The 20172-nt window shown below is 58.4% G+C and carries 18 protein-coding genes and 2 pseudogenes; 11 read left to right on the top strand and 9 right to left on the bottom strand.

From position 1 onward, the window contains the following. Positions 1-47 precede the first annotated feature (47 nt). Positions 48-707, bottom strand: coding sequence for an HD domain-containing protein (locus tag AO068_RS07640; RefSeq protein ID WP_058408046.1), 660 nt, complete (start codon positions 705-707; stop codon positions 48-50). Between the two features lie 65 nt (positions 708-772). Continuing rightward, on the bottom strand, positions 773-2794 hold the full coding sequence (locus tag AO068_RS07635; RefSeq protein WP_058408037.1) for an acyltransferase family protein: 2022 nt from the start codon (positions 2792-2794) through the stop codon (positions 773-775). Between the two features lie 257 nt (positions 2795-3051). Between AO068_RS07635 and AO068_RS07630 the strand changes: the two genes are divergently transcribed. The 3 genes from AO068_RS07630 (at position 3052) to AO068_RS07620 (ending at position 5416) form a co-directional block, all read left to right on the top strand. Then, positions 3052-3396 carry a zinc ribbon domain-containing protein YjdM gene (locus AO068_RS07630; RefSeq protein ID WP_032613429.1) on the top strand — a complete coding sequence of 115 codons (345 nt, stop codon included), beginning with the start codon at positions 3052-3054 and terminating at the stop codon, positions 3394-3396. 108 nt (positions 3397-3504) lie between these two features. Beyond that, the gene (locus tag AO068_RS07625; protein ID WP_080394906.1) at positions 3505-3939 is read left to right on the top strand and encodes a thiol-disulfide oxidoreductase DCC family protein; all 435 of its coding nucleotides are present in this window, start codon (positions 3505-3507) and stop codon (positions 3937-3939) included. A gap of 268 nt (positions 3940-4207) precedes the next feature. Continuing rightward, positions 4208-5416: a sugar transporter gene (locus AO068_RS07620; RefSeq protein ID WP_058408036.1), complete on the top strand. Its 1209-nt coding sequence runs from the start codon at positions 4208-4210 to the stop codon at positions 5414-5416. A gap of 66 nt (positions 5417-5482) precedes the next feature. Here AO068_RS07620 and pcsA read toward each other — a convergent pair whose 3' ends face one another. Together pcsA and AO068_RS07610 are read right to left on the bottom strand one after the other, a co-directional pair. Continuing rightward, the gene (gene pcsA, locus AO068_RS07615; RefSeq protein WP_003433808.1) at positions 5483-6202 is read right to left on the bottom strand and encodes a phosphatidylcholine synthase; all 720 of its coding nucleotides are present in this window, start codon (positions 6200-6202) and stop codon (positions 5483-5485) included. 87 nt (positions 6203-6289) lie between these two features. Next, positions 6290-8311 (bottom strand): alkaline phosphatase D family protein, encoded by a 2022-nt coding sequence (locus tag AO068_RS07610; RefSeq protein ID WP_058408035.1) that lies wholly within the window; start codon positions 8309-8311, stop codon positions 6290-6292. Between the two features lie 264 nt (positions 8312-8575). On the opposite strand from AO068_RS07610, the pseudogene AO068_RS29680 reads away from it, so the two are divergent. Both AO068_RS29680 and AO068_RS29675 read left to right on the top strand, forming a co-directional pair. Next, positions 8576-9358: pseudogene (locus AO068_RS29680) on the top strand (MCP four helix bundle domain-containing protein); the annotation flags it as partial. Further along, entirely contained in the window at positions 9332-10216 is an 885-nt protein-coding gene (locus AO068_RS29675) for a methyl-accepting chemotaxis protein (protein WP_404944462.1), read from the top strand. The pseudogene AO068_RS29680 and the gene AO068_RS29675, both read left to right, overlap by 27 nt. 8 nt (positions 10217-10224) lie before the next feature. On the opposite strand, the gene AO068_RS07600 is transcribed toward AO068_RS29675, so the two are convergent. Both AO068_RS07600 and AO068_RS07595 read right to left on the bottom strand, forming a co-directional pair. Further along, positions 10225-10662: a GNAT family N-acetyltransferase gene (locus tag AO068_RS07600; protein ID WP_058400514.1), complete on the bottom strand. Its 438-nt coding sequence runs from the start codon at positions 10660-10662 to the stop codon at positions 10225-10227. Between the two features lie 83 nt (positions 10663-10745). Beyond that, positions 10746-11939, bottom strand: a complete 1194-nt coding sequence (locus AO068_RS07595; protein ID WP_058408033.1) for a GGDEF domain-containing protein — start codon at positions 11937-11939, stop codon at positions 10746-10748. Positions 11940-12061: 122 nt separating this feature from the next. Between AO068_RS07595 and AO068_RS29670 the strand changes: the two are divergent. The 4 genes and pseudogenes from AO068_RS29670 to AO068_RS07580 all read left to right on the top strand — a co-directional run. Further along, positions 12062-12955, top strand: a pseudogene (locus tag AO068_RS29670) (PAS domain-containing protein); the annotation flags it as partial. 42 nt (positions 12956-12997) lie between these two features. Further along, positions 12998-13552, top strand: coding sequence for a methyl-accepting chemotaxis protein (locus tag AO068_RS29665; protein ID WP_369812071.1), 555 nt, complete (start codon positions 12998-13000; stop codon positions 13550-13552). 174 nt (positions 13553-13726) lie between these two features. Then, positions 13727-14992: a hypothetical protein gene (locus tag AO068_RS07585; protein WP_058408032.1), complete on the top strand. Its 1266-nt coding sequence runs from the start codon at positions 13727-13729 to the stop codon at positions 14990-14992. A gap of 25 nt (positions 14993-15017) precedes the next feature. Next, positions 15018-15878 (top strand): SH3 domain-containing protein, encoded by an 861-nt coding sequence (locus tag AO068_RS07580; RefSeq protein ID WP_058408031.1) that lies wholly within the window; start codon positions 15018-15020, stop codon positions 15876-15878. Between the two features lie 10 nt (positions 15879-15888). On the opposite strand, the gene ycaC is transcribed toward AO068_RS07580, so the two are convergent. From ycaC to AO068_RS07565, 3 genes are all read right to left on the bottom strand, one after another. After that, positions 15889-16515 (bottom strand): isochorismate family cysteine hydrolase YcaC, encoded by a 627-nt coding sequence (ycaC, locus tag AO068_RS07575; protein ID WP_005746486.1) that lies wholly within the window; start codon positions 16513-16515, stop codon positions 15889-15891. 155 nt (positions 16516-16670) lie between these two features. After that, on the bottom strand, positions 16671-18242 hold the full coding sequence (locus AO068_RS07570; protein WP_058408030.1) for an alkaline phosphatase D family protein: 1572 nt from the start codon (positions 18240-18242) through the stop codon (positions 16671-16673). After that, the gene (locus AO068_RS07565) at positions 18239-18802 is read right to left on the bottom strand and encodes a GNAT family N-acetyltransferase (RefSeq protein ID WP_058408029.1); all 564 of its coding nucleotides are present in this window, start codon (positions 18800-18802) and stop codon (positions 18239-18241) included. The genes AO068_RS07570 and AO068_RS07565 overlap by 4 nt, the downstream gene beginning before the upstream one ends. A gap of 188 nt (positions 18803-18990) precedes the next feature. On the opposite strand from AO068_RS07565, the gene AO068_RS07560 reads away from it, so the two are divergent. Together AO068_RS07560 and AO068_RS07555 are read left to right on the top strand one after the other, a co-directional pair. After that, positions 18991-19398: an ExbD/TolR family protein gene (locus AO068_RS07560; protein ID WP_002552107.1), complete on the top strand. Its 408-nt coding sequence runs from the start codon at positions 18991-18993 to the stop codon at positions 19396-19398. A 2-nt stretch (positions 19399-19400) separates the two neighbouring features. Then, positions 19401-20168, top strand: a complete 768-nt coding sequence (locus AO068_RS07555) for an energy transducer TonB family protein (protein WP_058408028.1) — start codon at positions 19401-19403, stop codon at positions 20166-20168. The last annotated feature ends 4 nt before the right edge of the window (positions 20169-20172 follow it).

Genomic DNA, 20172 nt, shown 5'->3' with positions numbered 1-20172 from the left:
TGATGTCTTTGTGACATCTGATGTTTATGTTGAAAACAAAAAATCATTCATGGCTGAGGCGCGCCGATTTCCTCCATCAGTTCATCCAGAAAACGCTTCAGCCGGTCGTGCCTGATCTTCGCCATCTGTGCCCCGGTATCGGTTTGAAAGCTGTCGGCGAGGTGCAGCAGCTTGGTATGAAAATGGTCGGCGGCGAAGTTCATGTCGTCATACGGGCGCTGGCTGGCATGCGGGTCGTTCGGTTCGTAAAGCTGTCTGCCCATCCGCCCTGATACGTAAAAGGTTCGAGCCACGCCGATCATGCCCAGAGAATCCAGACGGTCGGCGTCCTGCAGAATTCGGGCTTCCAGTGTCAGCGGGATTATCGCCGCCGAAAAACTGTGCGCTTCGATAGCATGGGCAACCGCAGCGATACTTTCTTCGTCCCACCCCATCTCGGTAAGCAATTCGCTGGCCCGTACTGCCGCCAGTCGCGAAGCGCTGGAGCGAAACGGTGAATCTTTCTCGACCGAAACACAGTCGTGTAACAGTGTGGCGGCGATCAGTACGCGGGCATCGCCGCCTTCCCGGTCACGGATAGCGCAGACGTTTTTCCAGACGCGCAGCAAGTGCGAGACGTCGTGCGCGCCATCGATTTTCTCTGCATGAGTGTGCGGGATCAGCAGGCTGGCCAGATCCTGAAACGGGGCGAAGCTGGCGGCGGTCATGCGATGGTCCTCGGGTGTCTGTGCGGGTATCAGCATTACAGACAATGCCGCCTGATAAAACCCTGTCACTGGTCAAGAATAGGGCTGATCTGACCAGCAAGCAGGCCTGCGCCCTTGGCGTTGAGGTGATTGAAGTCCTTGTAGTACGAGTTCATGTCGCCAATCAGGCATTGCTTGTCCTTGCAAAAGGCGTCATCCAGCGTGATCAACCTGATCTGCTTCGCCTGGCTGGCGTGCAGGAACAGCTCGCGAGTGAAGCGTTGCAACAGAGCATGTTTTTCCACCGGCACCGACAGTTCACTGACCCGCTGCAGTTTCTGCGCATCACTGTCCGAGGCGTCCCGGGCCAGGCGGTAGTAGAGACTCTCGGGGTTGATCAATTGCTGCGGCACCTGTGCGACGATGAATACCTCGGTGCCGATATCGCGGTAGGCCTTTATCGTGGTTGCAAGCGCCTGCCGGAACACTGCTCGCGAGGTTTCCCGATTTTTTTCCGGGTGGGTCCGGGAGGTCAGGAAATACTTGCTCATCTTCCGTTCGCCGTAATCGCCGTCGGTGTACAGCGTCCAGCGTGCCACCAGCACGACCTTTTTGATCTGCCGCTGCTTCACGTATTCAAACTCGCGATTGGCCAGCGTCTCGCATACCCCGGCAGGGTAGTTGCCGTTGGCGACATCCACGCCGAGCAAGGGCAGGCAACCGCCCAGACCTATGTGCGCGACGGTTCTGCCCAGATCCCGCGCGGCGGCGTCAAACGTCGATAACAGGGCCTCTGAGTGGCTGTCACCAAACAGAGCCATCTCCGGTACGACGTTGCTGTCGGCAAGACCAAACAGGCAAAAATCGACATTCCAGCCTTGGCTATCAAGGTTCCGGTCGCATCTTTCGCGTATCTGCGGGTCGACAAATGCCTGATGCATCGCCGGATCGACAGCGAAGCGCTGGCTAAAGCCATTATTGAGATAACCGACCAGCCCCAGCGCGACAAATAGCGTCGAAGCAACGCCTGCCGAGGCGAAGATCTGACGACGTTTGAATGCGCCGGCCTTGCGAAAAGGCTGCTCGACGAAGCGCCAGCTCAGCCAGGCCAGCAGCAGCGAGAGCACGGTCAACGCCAGCATCAGCGACAGGTCCGGCTCAATCAGGCTGCGCTGACGAGTGAAGGCAAAGACGGGCTGATGCCACAGGTAAGCGCTGTAACTGATCATGCCGATCAGGACTGGTAATCGTGAACTCAGTGCTCTGCCGACCCAGGTCTGGCGATTGGCGAAGACAATGATCAACGCCGCGCCCAGCACAGGCACCAGCGCGTTGAGGCCAGGGAAAGGTGTACTGCGGTCGAAACACACCACGGCATAACCGATCAGCAGAATGCCCAGCAGCGTCGCCGCCTGATCGAGATGGCTGGCGCTATCAACGCTACGCGGGCGCCAGGCAAAGTAGAAGGCGATGAACGAGCCCGTCAGCAATTCCCAGGCGCGTGCAGGCAACAGATAAAAAGCGGTGCTGGCGTTATGACGCGCCCCCAGCTCCGCCAGCGCCAGGCTCGTCAGGGCGGCGGCGATCAGCAGTACAACCAGCCACTTGCGGCCCATGCTCCAGGCCAGCATCAGTAGCGGTGGGAAAAACAGGTAGTACTGCTCCTCTACTGCGAGCGTCCAGGTGTGCAGCAAGGGTTTGAGTTCAGCGGTTGCGTCGAAATAGCCGCTTTCCAGCCAGAACAGTAGGTTGGAAGAGAAGGTCGGCACCGCTACCAGGCTCTTGGCGAAGTATTTCAGGTCAGACGGGTCGAGCGTCAACCACGCGACAGGCAGGCAGACCAGCATCATCACGAACAGCGCTGGCAGAATGCGCCGGGCGCGCCGTTCGTAGAAATCGATCAGCGAGAATCTGCCTTTGAGCATCTGCGCAAGAATGATCGAGGTGATCAGATAGCCAGATATCACAAAAAAGATGTCGACCCCTACGAATCCACCGCTGAATAACGGCAAACCCGCGTGATACAGGATGACCGGGATCACCGCGAGCGCGCGCAGACCATCGATTTCGGGTCGATAGCCGAGCGCCGGGTTATGAGGAATGCCCATGAAGTGTGCTCGATACAGGAAGTGGTGAAAGGCGGCAAATGCGCGCCGCAATAGCTACCGCCAACGCGGGGCGCAGGCGTCGGGGATGGAGGTTCAGAAGGGAATTGCAGGAGAGAGAGTGGTGTATTTTTTAGTTCAGGTATTCGCTTCTGTCCAATGGCTGAAGCCGGTTTATGACGACAGATCAGTCTCTTCCCACCTGAAACAGGAAAAGCCCTTTATAATGCATGGTTTTACCCATCCTCGATGCGAGAACCATTGTGAGCTTACCGTCCTGCCCGAAATGCAATTCCGAATACACCTACGAAGACGGCAGCCTGCTGATCTGCCCGGAATGCGCCCATGAATGGTCTGCAGACGCTGCTGGCGCCGATGCAGCCGACGACGTGAAAGTCATCAAGGACTCCACGGGCAATGTGCTGCAGGACGGCGATACCATTACCGTGATCAAGGACCTGAAAGTCAAAGGCTCTTCGTTGGTGGTCAAGGTCGGTACCAAGGTCAAGAACATCCGTCTGGTCGATGGCGACCACGATATCGATTGCAAGATCGACGGCATCGGCGCGATGAAGCTGAAGTCGGAGTTCGTCCGCAAGGTTTGATTCTGTCGGGCAATGGCTTTAGCCTGAACGCCTCGCCGGTCCTTCGACTGGCGGGGCGTTCATGTTTCCGGGCGCGCCAGGGCTGTTTTTCCTGAACAGGTGAATACCGTGCCGACGACTACCCCCGCCCCGTATCTGAAACCCGATGAATGTGTCGTGCTGTTCGATGGCGTCTGCAAACTGTGCAATGGTGTGGTGAAGTTTCTGATTCGCCATGATCCGCACCAGCGTCTGCGCTTGGCCGCCGTACAGTCGGAGCAGGGGCAGGCATTGCTGAAGTGGGCCGGGCTGCCGCTCGACGATTTTCATACTATCGCGGTCATCGTTAACAATCGGGTGTTTGTACGCTCGGATGCCTTTCTGCACATCATGGGGCTGTTGCCCGCGCCGTGGCCGCTGCTCAAAGTGCTGGGTATTTTTCCACGCTTTCTAATGGACTGGGCCTACAACCGTATCGCGCTCAACCGATATCGCCTGTTCGGGCGCTATGATCACTGTCTGTTGCCGTCGCCCGAGAACCGCCAGCGCTTCCTTGACGGCTGACGACCGGCGGTCATTTGTAAAGTCTGTTATGAGTGCACGGGTTGTGATCCACTCTGGCGGTCCGTAGAATTCGTGTCATCTGGCTTTACCCCCCATATCCACAATAATCCACTTTGCACACTGCGCCCGATTCAGAAGGTCGAGCGGAGCGTTTTTGCGTTGGTTTTTCAGTGGGGCGAGCCGCGGTTTTCCATACAGGTGTCAGGCGTGCGTATTCACGCGTGGCGATCGGCCTTCGGGTCGGAACATTTTCAGGGCGTTGTGATTCTTGATAACTTCACCTCCAAACGAGCAGGCAGGTAGCTGGCTTGGCGTATTCGCGCTGGCCTTGGCGGCCTTCATTTTCAATACCACCGAGTTCGTGCCGATCGGTCTGCTGAGTAACATCGGCCAGAGCTTCGAGATGACCCCGGCCCAGGTCGGGCTGATGCTCACGATCTATGCCTGGGTCGTGTCGCTGATGTCGTTGCCGATGATGCTGGCGACGCGCAACATCGAGCGCCGCAAGTTGCTGATGTTCGTGTTCGGCCTGTTTGTGGTCAGCCATGTACTCTCCGCAATCTCCCCCAGCTTCGCAATCCTGCTGGTGAGCCGGGTCGGTATCGCCTTTGCACATGCGGTGTTCTGGTCGGTCACGGCGTCGCTGGCCGTGCGTATCGCACCGCCCGGCAAGCAGGTTCAGGCGCTTGGCCTGCTGGCAACCGGTACGTCGCTGGCGATGGTGCTGGGTATTCCGCTGGGCCGCGTGCTGGGTGAAGCCCTGGGCTGGCGGACTACCTTTCTGGGCATCGCCGGCATTGCTGCGCTGGTAGTCTTCCTGTTGGCTCGTGCGCTGCCTTTGCTGCCCAGCCAGAACTCCGGTTCGTTGCGCAGCCTGCCGATCCTGTTCAAACGCCCACGGTTAATGGCGATCTACCTGCTGACCGCGATTGTGGTGACCGCTCATTTCACCGCCTACAGCTATATCGAGCCGTTCACCCAGACTGTGTCCCGACTCAGCGGCGAAATGACCACGATTCTGCTGCTGGTCTTTGGCGGTGCAGGAATCATGGGCTCGATCATCTTCAGCCTGTTCAGCGACCGCTTTCCTAACGGGCTATTGATCACCGCCATTGGCACGCTGACCGTTTGCCTGCTGATGCTGTTGCCCCTTTCCGGTGACGCGGCGACGCTCGGCACGCTGACCATTATCTGGGGCATGGCGATCATGTGCTTCGGGCTGACCTTGCAGGCGCGCGTGCTCTCGCTGGCACCGGATGCGACCGACGTGGCGATGGCGCTGTTCTCGGGCATCTTCAATATCGGTATTGGTGGCGGTGCGCTGCTCGGCAGCGTGGTCAGCAGCCATCTCGGGGTTGCCAATGTCGGTATCGTCGGTGGCCTGTTGGCCCTTGGCGGGTTGGGGCTTTGCTGCTTTACGACGCATTACTTCGGTAAAATCCCGCCTGCTGCCGAGGTGCAGGCCGAGAGTAAATAGAGCACACATAAAAAAGCTCGCTGACCGTGCAAGGCGATCAGCGAGCTTTTTGTTCTGGCCTCGGCGTCAGGCTTTAAGCCGGCCCAGCCATTCCAGCGACGTTCTCCAGATACAAATTCCGAGAAAATACGCCGACATCGCCAGCCACAGGCCCATGACTACAGGGCCATTGTGCGGGTGGTTGATGATCAGCAGCGCGCTGGACAACAACCACACGGTGGTAACTGCGATGTTGATCGGCATGAAACGACGCACACGAAACGGATGCAGAAACTTCATGCGGGTCAGGGTCAGCAATGCCAGGGCGATGATGGTGATGAACGTCAGCCACGGCGCGGGCGAAAGAATGTAGAGGCACAGGGCGACTACGTTCCATGCGGCGGGAAAGCCCTGAAAGTAGTTGTCCTTGCTTTTCATGTCGACGTTGCAGAAGCAGAACAGCGACGACACCAGGATCACCGATACGCTGAGCAGCAACGTGTAATCCGGCACCGGTATGTAGCGATAGATGAACAGTGCCGGAATGAACACGTAGGTCAGATAGTCGATGACCAGGTCCAGCACCGAGCCATCGAAGTGCGGCAGTACCGACGTGGTATTGACCTTGCGAGCCAGTGAGCCGTCTACGCCATCCACGATCAGGGCAGCGCCCAGCCACAGCAGGCAGGCTTTGGGTTCGTTGTTGAATAGTGCAATGGTAGCCAGGAACGCAAGGACGACGCCGGTGGCGGTGAAGCCATGCGCGCCCCAGGCGTTGAGTCTGGCTATGCGTTGATTGGTTATCACGGGGGCGCTCTCCAGGAAATAATGCTTGCCAGGGTGTGCCGCAAACCTGACCGGTAGCAACTATCGACCCGGCAATTGCCGATAAGTTTAGCGGTGACTATCCCTTGTTTCCCGGTTGCTTTCCAGAAAACCGCGATCTGTGTCAGACCGCTCGTCTCTGTAGTCTTGCGGTTTGACGAAACAGGTAGGCGCGTCACCGTTGGCATTGAGTTGGTTGATCAGGGTCGGCTGGCCTTGTTCATTGAACATTACCTGCCCGACACCTGCCGAGTTCCATAAGCGTTCACCGGCATTGCTGTGCTCGGGCGTGCGCGGAACAACCTTCATCAGGCGGCGCTTGGTGAACCAGTTAAGAGGTGAGCGGGGAGAGTATAACCAGCGATTCAGTCGATCAAAAGTGTCCAGCAGACGACGGGGGAATTCATTCTTGATGCCACTGCTGGTGATTTGCCAGATGTGAGGCCCGCCACTGCGCTGACGGATCAGGATTTCGTAGACGAACGAGTAATGCACATCACCCGACAGGATCACGTAATTGCCCGGGGTTCTGGAATGGCGAAAGATGTTCAGAATGACGTTGGCTGCGCCACGATGCGCCATCCAGTTTTCCGCATCGACCAGCAACGGGTAGCCGCACCAACTGAAGACACGCTGTATCGCCTCAATCAACTTGACGCCGAACACGGGGGCAGGTGACACGATAATCGCCGACTTATGGTCGATCAGCTCCTGTTGCAGTTCACTGAGTGCTTCCCAGTCCAGCAGGCCGGACGGGTGATTGAAATTGGATTCGCTGCGCCAGCGCCGGGTGCGCGTATCCAGTACCACCAGCGCCGGGCTGGTCGGCAGAACGTAATGCCACTGTTGAAACTTCAGTAACTGATCGATCAGCGCGTCCTGGGACGGGCTGTCCAGCCAGTTATCCTTGCGCACAGCCGCTGCACTCAGTTCATGTGCCTGCCGGACCAGGTCATTGAGTGCGTCAGGATTGTTGCCCCAGCCCTGACAGAGCAGATAGGCGAGCAGGGCATTGCCGATGATGCGTTTCGAGAAAGGATGGCCGTACGCGGTTTCTTCCCAGTTTGCCGACAGGTTCCAGTCATCGGTGATGTCATGGTCGTCAAAAATCATCATGCACGGCAGGTGAGCCATCGCACGCGCCACGCCTTCAAGCCCCGCAGTGAAATCCTCGACCAGTTGCTGCTCTCTGGCATAACGCTCGACTTCGTCGGTTTCCAGATGCGGCGTGCCGGGTTCGATCAGGGTCCAGGGCGTGGGTGACCAGACCAGCAGGTACATCGCCACCACTTCCGCCAGAGTGACCAAATGGTTATCCGCGGTGCTGCTGGTAAATACCGGCTTGCTGGTGCCACCAAAGAACCGCTCACGCAGCGTGTCGTTGCTTTTCAGGGCGGGCAGCAGGTCGGCACGCTGGTAATAGCTGGCCGGGTGCGCATAAAGGCTGGTGCTGTCATCGACTACCGCACCGTCGAGTTGCTCATCGAACAACCCCAGCCGTTCGATCAGCATATGAATGGCGTGCAGCATAGGCCCGGCGACATCGTCGGCGTAGATCTGATCGCCGCTCATCATCAACAGCGCAGGGCGTTGCAACGGGTCCTGGTTGTCGGCCAACAGGCGATCCACGCAGAGCAGACCCTCGGCCGCGCTGTGATGTGGCTTGCGACACGAGCCATGCAAGAGCTGATCAATGCTGCTGCGTACCACGAAATTCGGATAACGGGCACCTTCGTACAGCAGGTGCGGTGCCCACTCGGCGATACCACCCGGTTCGCCATCTACCAACAGGTCGTAATCGATCCAGGTGTCCAGGGGCAGTTCTGCCTCCAGTTGCAGGTCGATCAGGTGAATGAATGCGTGGCGACCTACCGCGACGATCTGGCATTGCTGATCGGTCAGTGAATGGTCGTTGAAGTCATCTGCTGCATTCTCAACGCCATGACGCAGACGCAGACGCAGACGCAGTATCAGCTTGAGCGGGCGCGAGCCCACCAGCCACAGTACCAGGCGGCCGGCTTCCTGGCGGCGTAACAGCGGACCGGCAAGGATGGACGGTAATGGACGTTTTTCGGCGGGCGAAGACGGCATCCTGATTCATGGCTCTGACTGATCGTAGGCGGGAAATACTAACGCAGTCAGTGCGGAAAGTTCTTGTTACACCGCTGGGCCGTTACCTTCAGCCTGTTTCAAAGCATTGCGCCGTTAGCCCTGAGCCCTTGGCGGCCAATCGGATGAATGTCACTTCAGTGGCGCTCGATGCTGCCGATAGACGCTTTATACAAAGCCTGAAGCTGCCGGTCCTCGAGCACCGCAGCCCAGCCTCAGCCAGCTGTTAAAACTAGAGACTTTTCCATGAACTGGTTCTACAACGCCAAGCTGTCCACCAAGCTGTTTATCTCATTTGCACTCTGCGCGGTTATCACCCTCGTGGTGGGCATGGTTGCCAGCCGGGGGATCGGTGAGCTCGCCAGCAACCTGAAACTTGCGTTCTCCAACAACCTGGTGTCGGTGTCGAAAACCAACGAGGCCACCATCAATGTTGTCGAGCAGAATCGTGATTTATATCGCTTGCTTTCGGTCGCCGCCAGCGATGCGTCGCAAAGCGCGAAGGATGAAGTTCTCGCCAGCATGAAAAACAATCGCGCAGAAGCAGAAAAAGCTTACGCGACCTATCGTGCGACACCGCTTGAAGATGACGAGCGCGCTGCAGGTGATCAGATGGACAAGGACTGGCCCGTCTATCAGACGCTGGTCGATCGGGCTGTGGCTGTTGCCTTTTCCGGAGACGTTGCAGCCGCGAGGGCGCTGGTCGAAGGCGACGTTCGCAAGGCCTATCTGACCGTGATGGGTGAGCTGAACATCATAGTCGGCTCCAACAACCGTCAGATAGGCGAAGGTGCAATCGCCGCTGGAAAAACAGAATCAGCGGCCAATCTCAATCTGTATATGGGGATCGGCATTGCCTTCGTAGCCGCCTTCCTTTTGGCACTGTTTATCAGTCGTGTGATCAGTTCGCCCATTTCCTCTGCCCTTGTCAGTGCGCAGCGCATTGCCGGTGGCGATCTGACCCAGCCGATCGTCAGCACTCACCGGGATGAAGCAGGCCTGATGCTTACGGCGCTCAGTGACATGCAGAACAGCCTGAAGAGCACCATCGGACAGATCTCCAGCGCTGCCGACCAGCTTGCTTCGGCTGCTGAAGAACTCAATGCCGTTACCGAAGAAGGCAGCCGTGGCCTGACGCGACAGAACGACGAGATTCAATTGGCTGCCACGGCGGTCACCGAAATGACCGCTGCGGTCGAAGAAGTCGCGCGTAACGCCATGTCTACCTCTGACGCCTCAAAGCGGACCAGTACCGAAGCGGCTACCGGGCGTGATCAGGCGCGTGATGCGGTCAGTGCGATCAACAACGTCAGCGCCGAGATCAGCAGCTCCACCTCAATGGTTGAAGAGCTTGCCGGGCGGGTTCGTGAGATTGGCCAGGTGCTGGACGTGATCCGTGGTATCGCCGAACAGACCAACCTGCTGGCCCTCAACGCCGCCATCGAGGCTGCGCGCGCCGGTGAGCAGGGCCGCGGCTTTGCCGTGGTGGCCGACGAAGTACGTGCGCTTGCCGCTCGTACGCAGGCGTCCACAGGCGAAATCGAAACCATGATAGGCAGCGTGCAGGCCAGTGCCGATCAGGCTGTGCGGGCCATGGGCAACAGCCGTACCCTTGCCAGCAATACTCAATCTCTGGCTCAGGCCACCGGCCAGTCGCTGGAGCGCATTGCGCAGAGCATTGCTGAAATCAACGATCGCAACATGCTGATTGCTACCGCGTCCGAAGAACAGTCCCACGTTGCGCGCGAGGTGGATCGCAATCTGATCAACATTCAGGACCTCTCCACCCAGACCGCTGCTGGCGCTCACCAGACCAGCGCTTCAAGTCAGGAGCTGTCTCGTCTGGCGATTTCCTTCAACAACCTGGTAGGCAAGTTCAAGGTCTGACGCAAGCGTCAGGACGCTGATACCGGCAGGCGCTTCTGGAAAAAGAAGCGCTTGCTGCCGGGCGGATAGTCGTCAATCTGCCCGAACTCGGTGTAACCGTGGCGGCGATAGAAATCCGGAGCCTGGAAGTCGAAGGTATCCAGCCAGATTCCCGCACAGCCTTTCTCGACCGCAAGGTCCTCAGCCATCTGCATCAAACGCGAGCCCATACCTTGCCCCCGGGTTTGCTCCGGCACCACCAGCAGCTCGATGAACAACCATTGATAGAGAATGCGTGCGTGCAGGCCACCGAGAATTTCCCGGGTCTGATCATCGCGAATGAACATCGCCACTTTCTCGGCCTTGCCGTCACCCGCCTGCTCGGCGTTAAAGCGCTTCAGGGGTTCCAGAATCGCCAGGCGATCTTCTTCTGTAGGGTTGTTATTGACATCAATGTGAACGCTCATGCGCTGGCTCCTGGCCTTGGTTTGCGCGACGAGCTTAAAGCGGCAAGGATGTGGGGTAAAGCCAGGCCCTGCAAAGCGTCATTTCACGCAAAGCACACGCAGTTACGCCCTGCGCGTTTAGCTGCGTAGAGGGCATTGTCAGCAGCGCTGATCAGATGGTCGGCAGTGGTCTGCGGCGCGGTTGCACAAGCGACCCCCAGGCTGACAGTCACGAACGCGCTTTCGCCCAGCACCGGGTGCGGCAACTTGAGCGCCGCGACAGCGGCCTGCAGGGCGTCGGCCATTTCTCTGGCCTGTCCGGCATCGCCATTCATCAGAACCAGAACCTCTTCACCGCCAAAACGAAACGCCACGGCACCGTTTTCATGTGCGCTTTGTTGAATTTTCTGACAGAGCAACTTGAGGCAGGTATCACCTTGTGGGTGCCCATAGTTGTCGTTGTAGGATTTGAAGTGATCGATGTCCAGCAGGATGATTGCCACATTCGCCGGTGTTTTACGCGCGCGTTCCCAGACCGAGGTCATCACTTCGTCCTGATAGCGTCGATTGAACAGGCGGGTCAAACCATCGGTGCGTGCGAACTCCATCAACTGCACTTGCAGCAGGCGTCCGCGAAGCGCGAACAGATAGCTCATGCGGCTGGCGCGCTCCAGAAAATACGAAGCCATCAACAGCAGCGCTGCCGTGGAGACGAACAGCACTGCATTGGCCTGCCAGATCACAAAGTCTGCGAAATTGGCAATGTAGGTTGTCACCAGCTGGATGATCAGCATGCATGACATCGCGACGGCTGCATGGCGCAGGGGCAATTGCTGGATCATGGTGCAATAGACCATGATCAACAGCATGCCCAGTTGATAAAAGATTTGATACGGGCTCTGGCTGTGAATCATCACCAGCATGGGCATGAGCGAGCACAGTACCGTCGCGGTCGCAGCGGTCGTTTCCATTGCCCAGCGAGTGGAAAAGCGCTGCGCCAGCACTAACAGCACAATAAACATCGGCGTGATCAGGCACAGACGCCCCAGCGCCACATAGACAAATACATCCCGCAGAATCAACCAGTCACTGATCAGAAACAGGTTGTAGATCAGGCTGCCACCAATCCCCACCGCCGTCAGGAATTCGCGCCGCTGTGGCCTGGTTTCCGCCTGGTAGCGTCGCTCAAGCACCCGGCTGAAGCGCAACGCACCCACACCTGAAGTAATCGTCTGCTCTACCTCCGCAAGGAGTCGTGCGTCTTCAGGGCTGGGGCGTTCAAGGGCAGAAACGAGCATGTGACACCGGTACATTAACATCGAGAGATATTAGGACATCATGAATGATGTCTTAGTGCTATCAGTGTGTGGTGTGTGGGTCTTGAAGTCGACCGGCGGTTCCTGTTGTTGCTGACTGAGCGATGGCAGCAGGCTCAAGCCGCTTTAGGCATTCATTGGCAAGCCGCATGAGGGGGCCTGGAGGCGGGTATATGTGCTGGGCAACCCACATCAATTCAATCTGCCATCATCAGACGAAACGCATTAATCCCGTCTACGCTTATGCCGATACACAAGTACAACTCACTACTGGTGCCGCCATGTTCAACACTCGCTTGAAAAAGGAATTACAGGCACAACACGCCGAATTATCGATGTATCGGCAAATGCAGAAAGGGATGGACGCGCGTATGGTGTCGTTGAGTCTGGACGCCAACAATCGCATTGCCCATGCCAATGACAACTTCCTCAGGGCACTCGGCTACACTGCCGAGCAGTTGCTGGGCAAGGATCTGGACCAGATGGTGCCGTCCTACGTCAAACAACTCGATTGCTACCGTAACCTCAAGCTGGCGGTGCAGAAAGGTGAGTCGGTGATCGACAACTACCGTTTTCTGCACGCCAACGGCAGTCTGGTGTGGATTCGTGCCATGTGGCAGCCGGTTCTGGATGACCAGGGCAAATTGGTGACGTTGCAATGCTACGGGTCGGACATCACCCAGACCGTCGAGACCGCTGCCGAGAACTCTGCGTTCATTCAGGCATTGCTGCGCTCAACCGCAGTGATCGAGTTCGATCTTGGCGGCCACGTGCTCACGGCCAATGACCAGTTTCTGCGTGGCATGGGTTACAACCTGGCGCAGATCAAGGGCAAGCACCACAGCATGTTCTGTGATCCGGCAGAAACTTCACTGGCTCCGTACCGGGAGTTCTGGGCGATGCTCAACCGCGGCGAGTTCGTCGCAGGGCGCTTCAAGCGTATCGACAGCAGCGGGCGTGAGGTCTGGCTGGAGGCTACTTACAACCCGGTTCATGATGCTCAGGGCAAACTCTACAAGGTCGTCAAGTTCGCCACGCTGGTGACCGATCAAGTGGCCCGCGAAGATGAAGTCAGCCAGGCCGCGAGCGTGGCGTTCGAAATCTCCCAGCAGACCGACGTCAGCGCCCAGCGCGGCGCGGATGTGGTGCAGAACACTGTGCAGACCATGCGCAAGATATCCGAAGAGATGCAGTCGGCATCGTCGGGCATCGAAGCACTGGGCAAGCAGTCCCTGTTGATCAGCTCCATCGTGCAGACCATCGGCGGCATCGCCCAGCAGACCAATCTGCTGGCACTCAACGCCGCCATCGAGGCCGCACGTGCCGGTGAGCAGGGCAGGGGCTTTGCCGTGGTTGCTGATGAAGTCCGCCAACTGGCCGGCCGCACCAGCGCTGCGACCGAAGAGATCGTCAGCGTCGTGCAGCAAAACCAGTCGCTGGCCGATGAGGCGGTACGCGGCATGGCCAACAGCCGCACTCAAGCGGAACAGGGTCTTTTGCTGGCCAATGAGGCAGGCGCTGTGATCGTCGAGATTCAGGAGGGGGCCAAACAGGTGGTGGGCGCCGTGGGTCGGTTTGCCAATCAGTTGAAGTAGCGGCTGACGTCACTGGCGGTATTTCAGGTGTTGCAGGGCACGGACGACCGGCAACACCTGATAGCTCTGGCATCATTTTTGGACGGCAGGCAGAATGCCCCGCAGTTGGTCAGTGGTCACCTTCGCACTCAAGTGTTGTGAATCACTGGTTCCACTCTGACAAGGATTGGTTGGATGCTGCTTGCTGTACTTACGGTTCTCAATGCCCTTTGCCTGATCGGTGGCTTGCTGTTCAACGCAGAGTTGTTGAACAAGGCCGGCGCCGATATTCCCCTCAAAAACCTGCAGGCGCTGGAAATATACGGGCAGAGCCTTGCTGCTGTGAGCGTGTGCCTGGCCGCCTGGCGCCTGTGTATTTGGGCTCATGGGAAATGGGGACATCAGCAGCATCTCATGCGCTCCATCCTGCTCAGTACCCTGGTACTGGCCCCGCTGACCTGGTGGGTCCAGGGTGTGGTCCCGGACGCGATTGCTGAAGCGTTTCCAGCCGATCTGCGGGTTTACAGCCTTTACGCCTACGTGACGAAAAAAGGTCTGCTCTACGATTCGGTGCAGATACCCGGCATTCCCTATCAGGAATATCGCGACAAGGGCGAGGGCAAGGCCTTCATCGCCAACCTTGGCGTACTCATGAGTGTTCAGGGCTCGTACGTCGAGCAGATTGGCCACAATTTCCAGGGCTTCGCCCAAACCGTTTTCAAGGGCTATACCCGACGCAATGCCGATAGGCTCTACAGCCGTTTGCAAGCGGAAGTCATCCCGGTCTTTGACGATATCGCCCGAGAGTACGCAAAGGTAGAAGCTTTGCGGCGCTCTGGCGTAGCGGGCAATAAACGCAAGCCGCTTGCCGTCCCGAACGCAGCCCTGCAACAGGATCAGCCGAGCGCTGAAGACTACGCGTTGGCGATGCCTTCAGGTCTGCGTAGCCGTCAGGCGATGGCCAACACTGCGCAGGTGCGCGGCATGGCGCGTCAGGTCCTGGGCCCGCTCTACGTAGAGGGAATGGACCTGCTTGCCACGCCCAGTCAGTTCAACACGTACCTCAATGGCATCGCCAGCAACATGGCCAGCGACGTCGCGCGCACTGATGTGCATGGCGCTCAGAGCCTGAGCGTCCTCAAAAACATGTGGTTCGTACCCTGGTCGTTGCTGAGCGGTCTTTTCATGGGAGCGCTCAATATCGTCGGGCTGCTGTTGTCGACCGTCGAGCAGCGCGCCTTCATGCAGAAGAGGCTTTTCGCCGTCAGAGCAGCATCGGTGGTCCTGATCGTGGTGGTTCCACTGCTCGCCGGCAACGCAATCATTCAATCGCCAGGCTATCGCACTGCGTTCAAGGACATCGAGGCTGGCCCGACCCTTATGGCCGGTGTCTTTCATTGGGCAATGTCTGCAGAAGCCATGCTGTACAACTTGACCAGACCTCTGCTCAACGCCGAGTGAAACGTTTCAAAAGGGAGTAAGCCCCGTGCGCAAGAAGCTCGTTGCATCAATTCTGGCGGTAAGCATCGCCACCTCAGTCACCGGATGCGCGCAGATGGGCATCAGCAAGGAACAGGCGGGCACTGTGATCGGCGGTATTGCCGGTCTGGCGGTCGGTGCAACGATGGGCAAGGGCAACGGCCAGATCGCAGCCGCGCTGATCGTTGCAGGCATCGGCGGCTATATCGGTAACCGCATCGGTCAGTTACTCGACGACAGGGATAAGCAGGCACTGGCGTTGCGCACTCAGGAAATTCTGAGTCAGCCCGCAACCCCTGTGGCACAGCCCACTGCCATCTGGCGTTCCGATCACTCCAATGCAAGCGCCCGGATCACGCCAGGCCCGGAGTTCAAGGCGGTCCGGACCATCGATGTCAAACGTACGCCCAACATTCAGGGCGTGCCGTCGATGAGGCTGATCAATCAACCCTATGTCACCCGGTCTACCCTCAACGTGCGCTCTGCACCGAACATGAACGCTGACAAGGTAGGCAGCCTGCCGGGCAATACGCAATTCACTGCCGTGGGCTCTACCGGTGACTGGATTCTGGTAGGGCGCAAGGGCGTGACCGTGGGCTACGTGCACAAGGACTACGTGATGACGCAGTCCGATGCCGACACCAGAAAGAGGCTTGCTGCAGTCAGGTTCGATGATATGAATGTGTCGGCCAGCAAAGAGACTGAAGCATTCGATCTGGGCTCAATCTCTTCCTTGCCCTCCGGCAAAACAGCGGCCGAGACTACTTGTCGACCGCTTTCTGTAAGCCTGGAAGCCAACGGTGGCACCACTGAAAAGCAGGAGAACACATTCTGCAGGCAGGCCAATGATACGTGGGAGTTGATTTGACGCAGGGCCTCTACCGAGCAGTCAGTGCCGAATAACTGTTCATCAGGTTACGGTAGTTCGGGATCCGCTCGGACAGCAGGTTGCCCAGCCCTTCGATATCGTTGCGCCAGTCACCTTGCAGCTCACAGGCCACCGAGAACCAGTTCATCAACTGCGCACCTGCCTGGGTCATACGCGACCAGGCGGCTTGCTGGACAGTGGTGTTGAAGGTGCCGGAGGCATCGGTGACCACGAACACTTCAAAGCCTTCAGCCAGTGCCGACAGGGTCGGAAAGGTCACGCACACATCAGTCACGACCCCGGCGATGATTAACTGCTTGCGGCCGGTCGCCTTGATCGCCTTTACAAAATCTTCGTTATCCCAGGCGTTGATCTGGCCCGGACGGGCGATGTATGGCGCATCGGGGAACATGGCCTTGAGTTCCGGCACCAGAGGGCCGTTGGGGCCTTGTTCAAAACTGGTGGTGAGGATCGTCGGCAGTTCGAAGAAGCGGGCCAGGTCAGCCAGGGCCAGGACGTTATTCTTGAACTCGTTCGGCGAGAAGTCCTGTACCAGCGAGATCAGGCCTGTCTGATGATCGATCAGCAGCACGATGGCGTCATCTTTGTTCAGGCGGCTGTAAGGGGCGTTTTTCATGGTCAAGTCCTTTCGTTTGGGTAGGTAAGGTGTGGCGTTCAACGTGGGCTCAGATTAGTAGTTCACCGGAAACGGAAAAAGCGCCTGAAGTGCGTTTTACTGTCTCTTCACAGTGGACAATAACTGTCCCAAGTGCTGCCCTCCCCAAGAATCGCCTACCCAGAAACCGCCCCGGCCTTGCCAGCCTCCACCGCAAAGCGTTTGAGCGTCGACACACTGGCAGCAGGGTCGAGCACATCCGACACCACTTGGAAGCGCGTCAGCATCTGCTGTTCGCTGAGGTCCACCGCCACATAGCCACGCTGGCGGCTGTCAAAGAATTTCACGTGGGGGTTGAGCCCCAGAATGCTGTTGAAGGCGTCGAATGGCGGTCCGCTGGATGTCACCGAGGTGCCGACGAATTCAGTGGCGACGACGGCTGAGTCCGGATTGCCCGCATCGGCGTGCAGGTCGGTGGTCCAGAACGAATGGATATCGCCACCCCAGAACACCGGGTTGCGGGTCTGCTGGCGTTGCAGGGATGCCAGCATGCGCTCGCGGGTCGCCGCGTAGCCGTCCCAGCCGTCGGTCCAGTGGCCCAGCGCCTGTGTTTTGAGATTGCGCTGTTCCAGTGGAGCGACCAGCAAGTCCTGAGCAATGACATTCCATTGTCCAGGTGACTCAGCGAAGCTGCGGTCCAGCCAGGCTTCCTGTTCCCAGCCGAGCATGGTGCGTTTCGGGTCACTCAGATCCGGGCAGTCGCTGGGCGCTACGTAGCCTCGACGGCTGCCGTTGGCCTGGATGCACGCCTGTTCGGAGCGGTATTGTCGACCGTCCAGCACATGAAAGCGTGCCAGGCGGCCATAATCCAGGTTCCGGTAAATACGCATGTCCGGTCCTTTGGGCAGGCTGCTGGCGCGCAAGGGCATGTGCTCGTAAAACGCCTGATAAGCGGCGGCTCTGCGACGCAGAAAGCTGTCCACCGGAACGTTCGGGTCCTGGGACCACTGCGCGGCGTAGTCATTCTGTACTTCGTGATCGTCCCAGGTGACGATGCTCGGCGCGCAGGCATGCAGCGCTTGCAGGTCCGGGTCGGTCTTGTACTGGGCGTATCGGTTGCGATAGCCCGCCAGGTCCATCGGGTCTGAGGTGGCATGGCGGCGCGGGAACTGTATGTTTGTGGGAGAGACGTTCATTTCATAGATGTAGTCGCCGAGAAAGAACACCATGTCAGGTCGCTCTGCAGCCAGGTGCCTGTAAGCGCTGAAATATCCCGCCTCCCAATGCGAACATGACACGAAGCCGAACCGTGCCGAGACCATGGCGGTTGCCAGAGGCGCAGTGCAGGCCTGACCCACGGCGCTTTGCGCGCCCAGACCTTCGAACTGATACCAATAGGGGCGTCCAGGCTGCAAACCGCCTACTTCAACATGCACCGAATGGGCAAAGCGCGGTTGGGCGGTTACTTGTCCTGTACGTACTACACGAGTCATCGCTGCATCGCTGGCGATTTTCCAGCGCACTTCGACGGGTTTTTTCAGTCCGCCATCGCCCGTGGCTGTCATCACCTGTGGCGCCAGGCGTGTCCAGATCACGAAGCCGTCAGGTAGCGGGTCGCCGGATGCCACGCCCAGCGTGAACGGATAATCGACACCCGCGCTGCGGGCAAACGGGCTGAGGATCGATAACAGCGTGGCACCGGCTACGCCGGTAATGATGCGTCGGCGATCCGGGTTGAAGTCAGTCATTGCGCGGCCTCTGATCGTTCGTACTGCGAGCGCAACAGCCCGAACAGCAACATGTCTTTGAAAACACCGTTCTTCAAAAATGCTTCTTTCATACAGCCTTCATACGACAGTCCGCACTTCTCCAGCACCCTGGCGCTGGCCATGTTGTCGGCAAAGCACTGACCGGCGATGCGGTTGAGGTTCATGACGGTGAAGCCATGCATCAGCAAACCCTGCACCGCCTCGCTGGTGTAGCCCTGCTTTCGGTAATCGGCACCGATCCAGTAACCCAGGTTGCCGCTACGATGCGAGGTCGACAGGCGCAGTGAGACGACCCCGGTCAGTTCCCCGGTTTCCTGGGCATGAACCCCCAGGCTCAATGTTCGTCCGGCGGCGAATTGTTCCGGTGCATCGGCAATGAACGCCTGTGCATGCTCCAGGGTATAGGGCGAGGGGACTGTGGCCGTCATGCTCGCAATCACGGGGTCGTCAGCCAGTCGCGACAAGGCGCTGGCCTGTTCGGCTTGCAACGGGCAGAGCAATAGTCGTGAGGTGCGGATACTGGGCATATCGAGACGCATCCCGGGTTTTCCGTTGAGTTGAATGCTCAAGAGTTGCCGCGTTTCCATGGCGGTTGTGTGACAGCCGCGAGAAACATTTTAGTGCCATCAAAAGTGCTTACAAAGGCCATGTAACAGTCATGTAAACCTAACTGATCGGTCATATTCGGTTGCTAGATTCTCGGCCTCTGACAAGAAGGGCGGACGGTATGAGAACGTGGGACGAACCTAAAAAACGCAAGGCGCACATCGAACTGATCCCGATGATCGACGTGATGATGTTCCTGCTGGTTTTTTTCGTACTGGTCAGCCTGAACGTGATTCCGGCTCTGGGGATGAAAACCCAGTTGCCGAGCGCCAGCAGTTCACAGCAGCTCAAGCCGCAGAACAAATCGATCCTGACCCTGGGCCTTAACGGCGAATTACAGCTTGATGGCAAGGCGACCACAGTCGAGGCTCTGGTGCCTGCCTTGAAGGCGCTGGAAAAGCCCGATACTAAAACCACCATTATCGTCAACAGTGACAAGGGTGTTGAGGTCGCACGTCTGGTCGAGATCATGGACACCTTGCGTCTGGGTGGCTTTACCTCGGTTTCCATTGCCACGCGTAAATCCTGACCATGTATGTCCTGTTTCGTGTACGTCAGTGGCTCGCAGGCCTGCCAGCGCTGGTGGCGCTCATCGTGATTGTGATGGGCGTGCAAACGCGGGCCCTGAAGGTCGAGCCGGTTTACGACGAGTCAGCCGTGGAGCTGGCGTTGATCGAGCCCGAGCCTCCAGCGCCAGAGCCCGTGGTGCCGCCCGAGCCGCTTCCGGTTCAGCCTGAAGAGCCGCCACCGCCGCCGCCCGTGGTGGAAAGCGAAGACGCCGAGCCGGCTCCGCCACCGCCCAAGCCTGTGCCTAAACCTGTCCCCAAGCCCGTGCCCAAGCCCAAGCCGGAACCCAAGCCGCGCCCGGAACCTGTACCCAAGCCAGCCCCGGCGGTAGTAAAGCCCGCCGAGCCGGTCCAGGCCCCCAGTAAGCCCGTGGCCAGCGCTGCCGTCGCGCCGCCTCAGCCACCGGCGCAGCCGAAAGTAGATACGCAGGGCCTCGAAGGCGGCTACCTCAAAGGGCTGCGTAACGATCTGGATGGCTACAAACAGTACCCGACCGGACGCCAAGCCTCACTGGAGCGTCCGAGCGGCGAAGTCGTGGTGTGGTTATTGGTTGATCGCCAGGGGCGAGTGCTGGACTCCGGCATTCAGACCCAGGCGTCCAGCATGCTGCTCAACCGCGCGGCAGCCAACAGTCTGCGACGCATCAAGCAAGTCAAACCGTTTCCCGAACAAGCCTTCGGCGGGCGTAGCGAACAGCGCTTCACCGCCACCTTCAACTACAGCGTGCAATAGCACT

The sequence above is a fragment of the Pseudomonas sp. ICMP 3272 genome, from assembly GCF_001466905.1.
Classification (GTDB): Bacteria; Pseudomonadota; Gammaproteobacteria; order Pseudomonadales; family Pseudomonadaceae; genus Aquipseudomonas; species Aquipseudomonas amygdali.
Note: the sequence above shows the minus strand (reverse complement) of the source record. Positions and strands in the feature narration are given on the sequence as shown.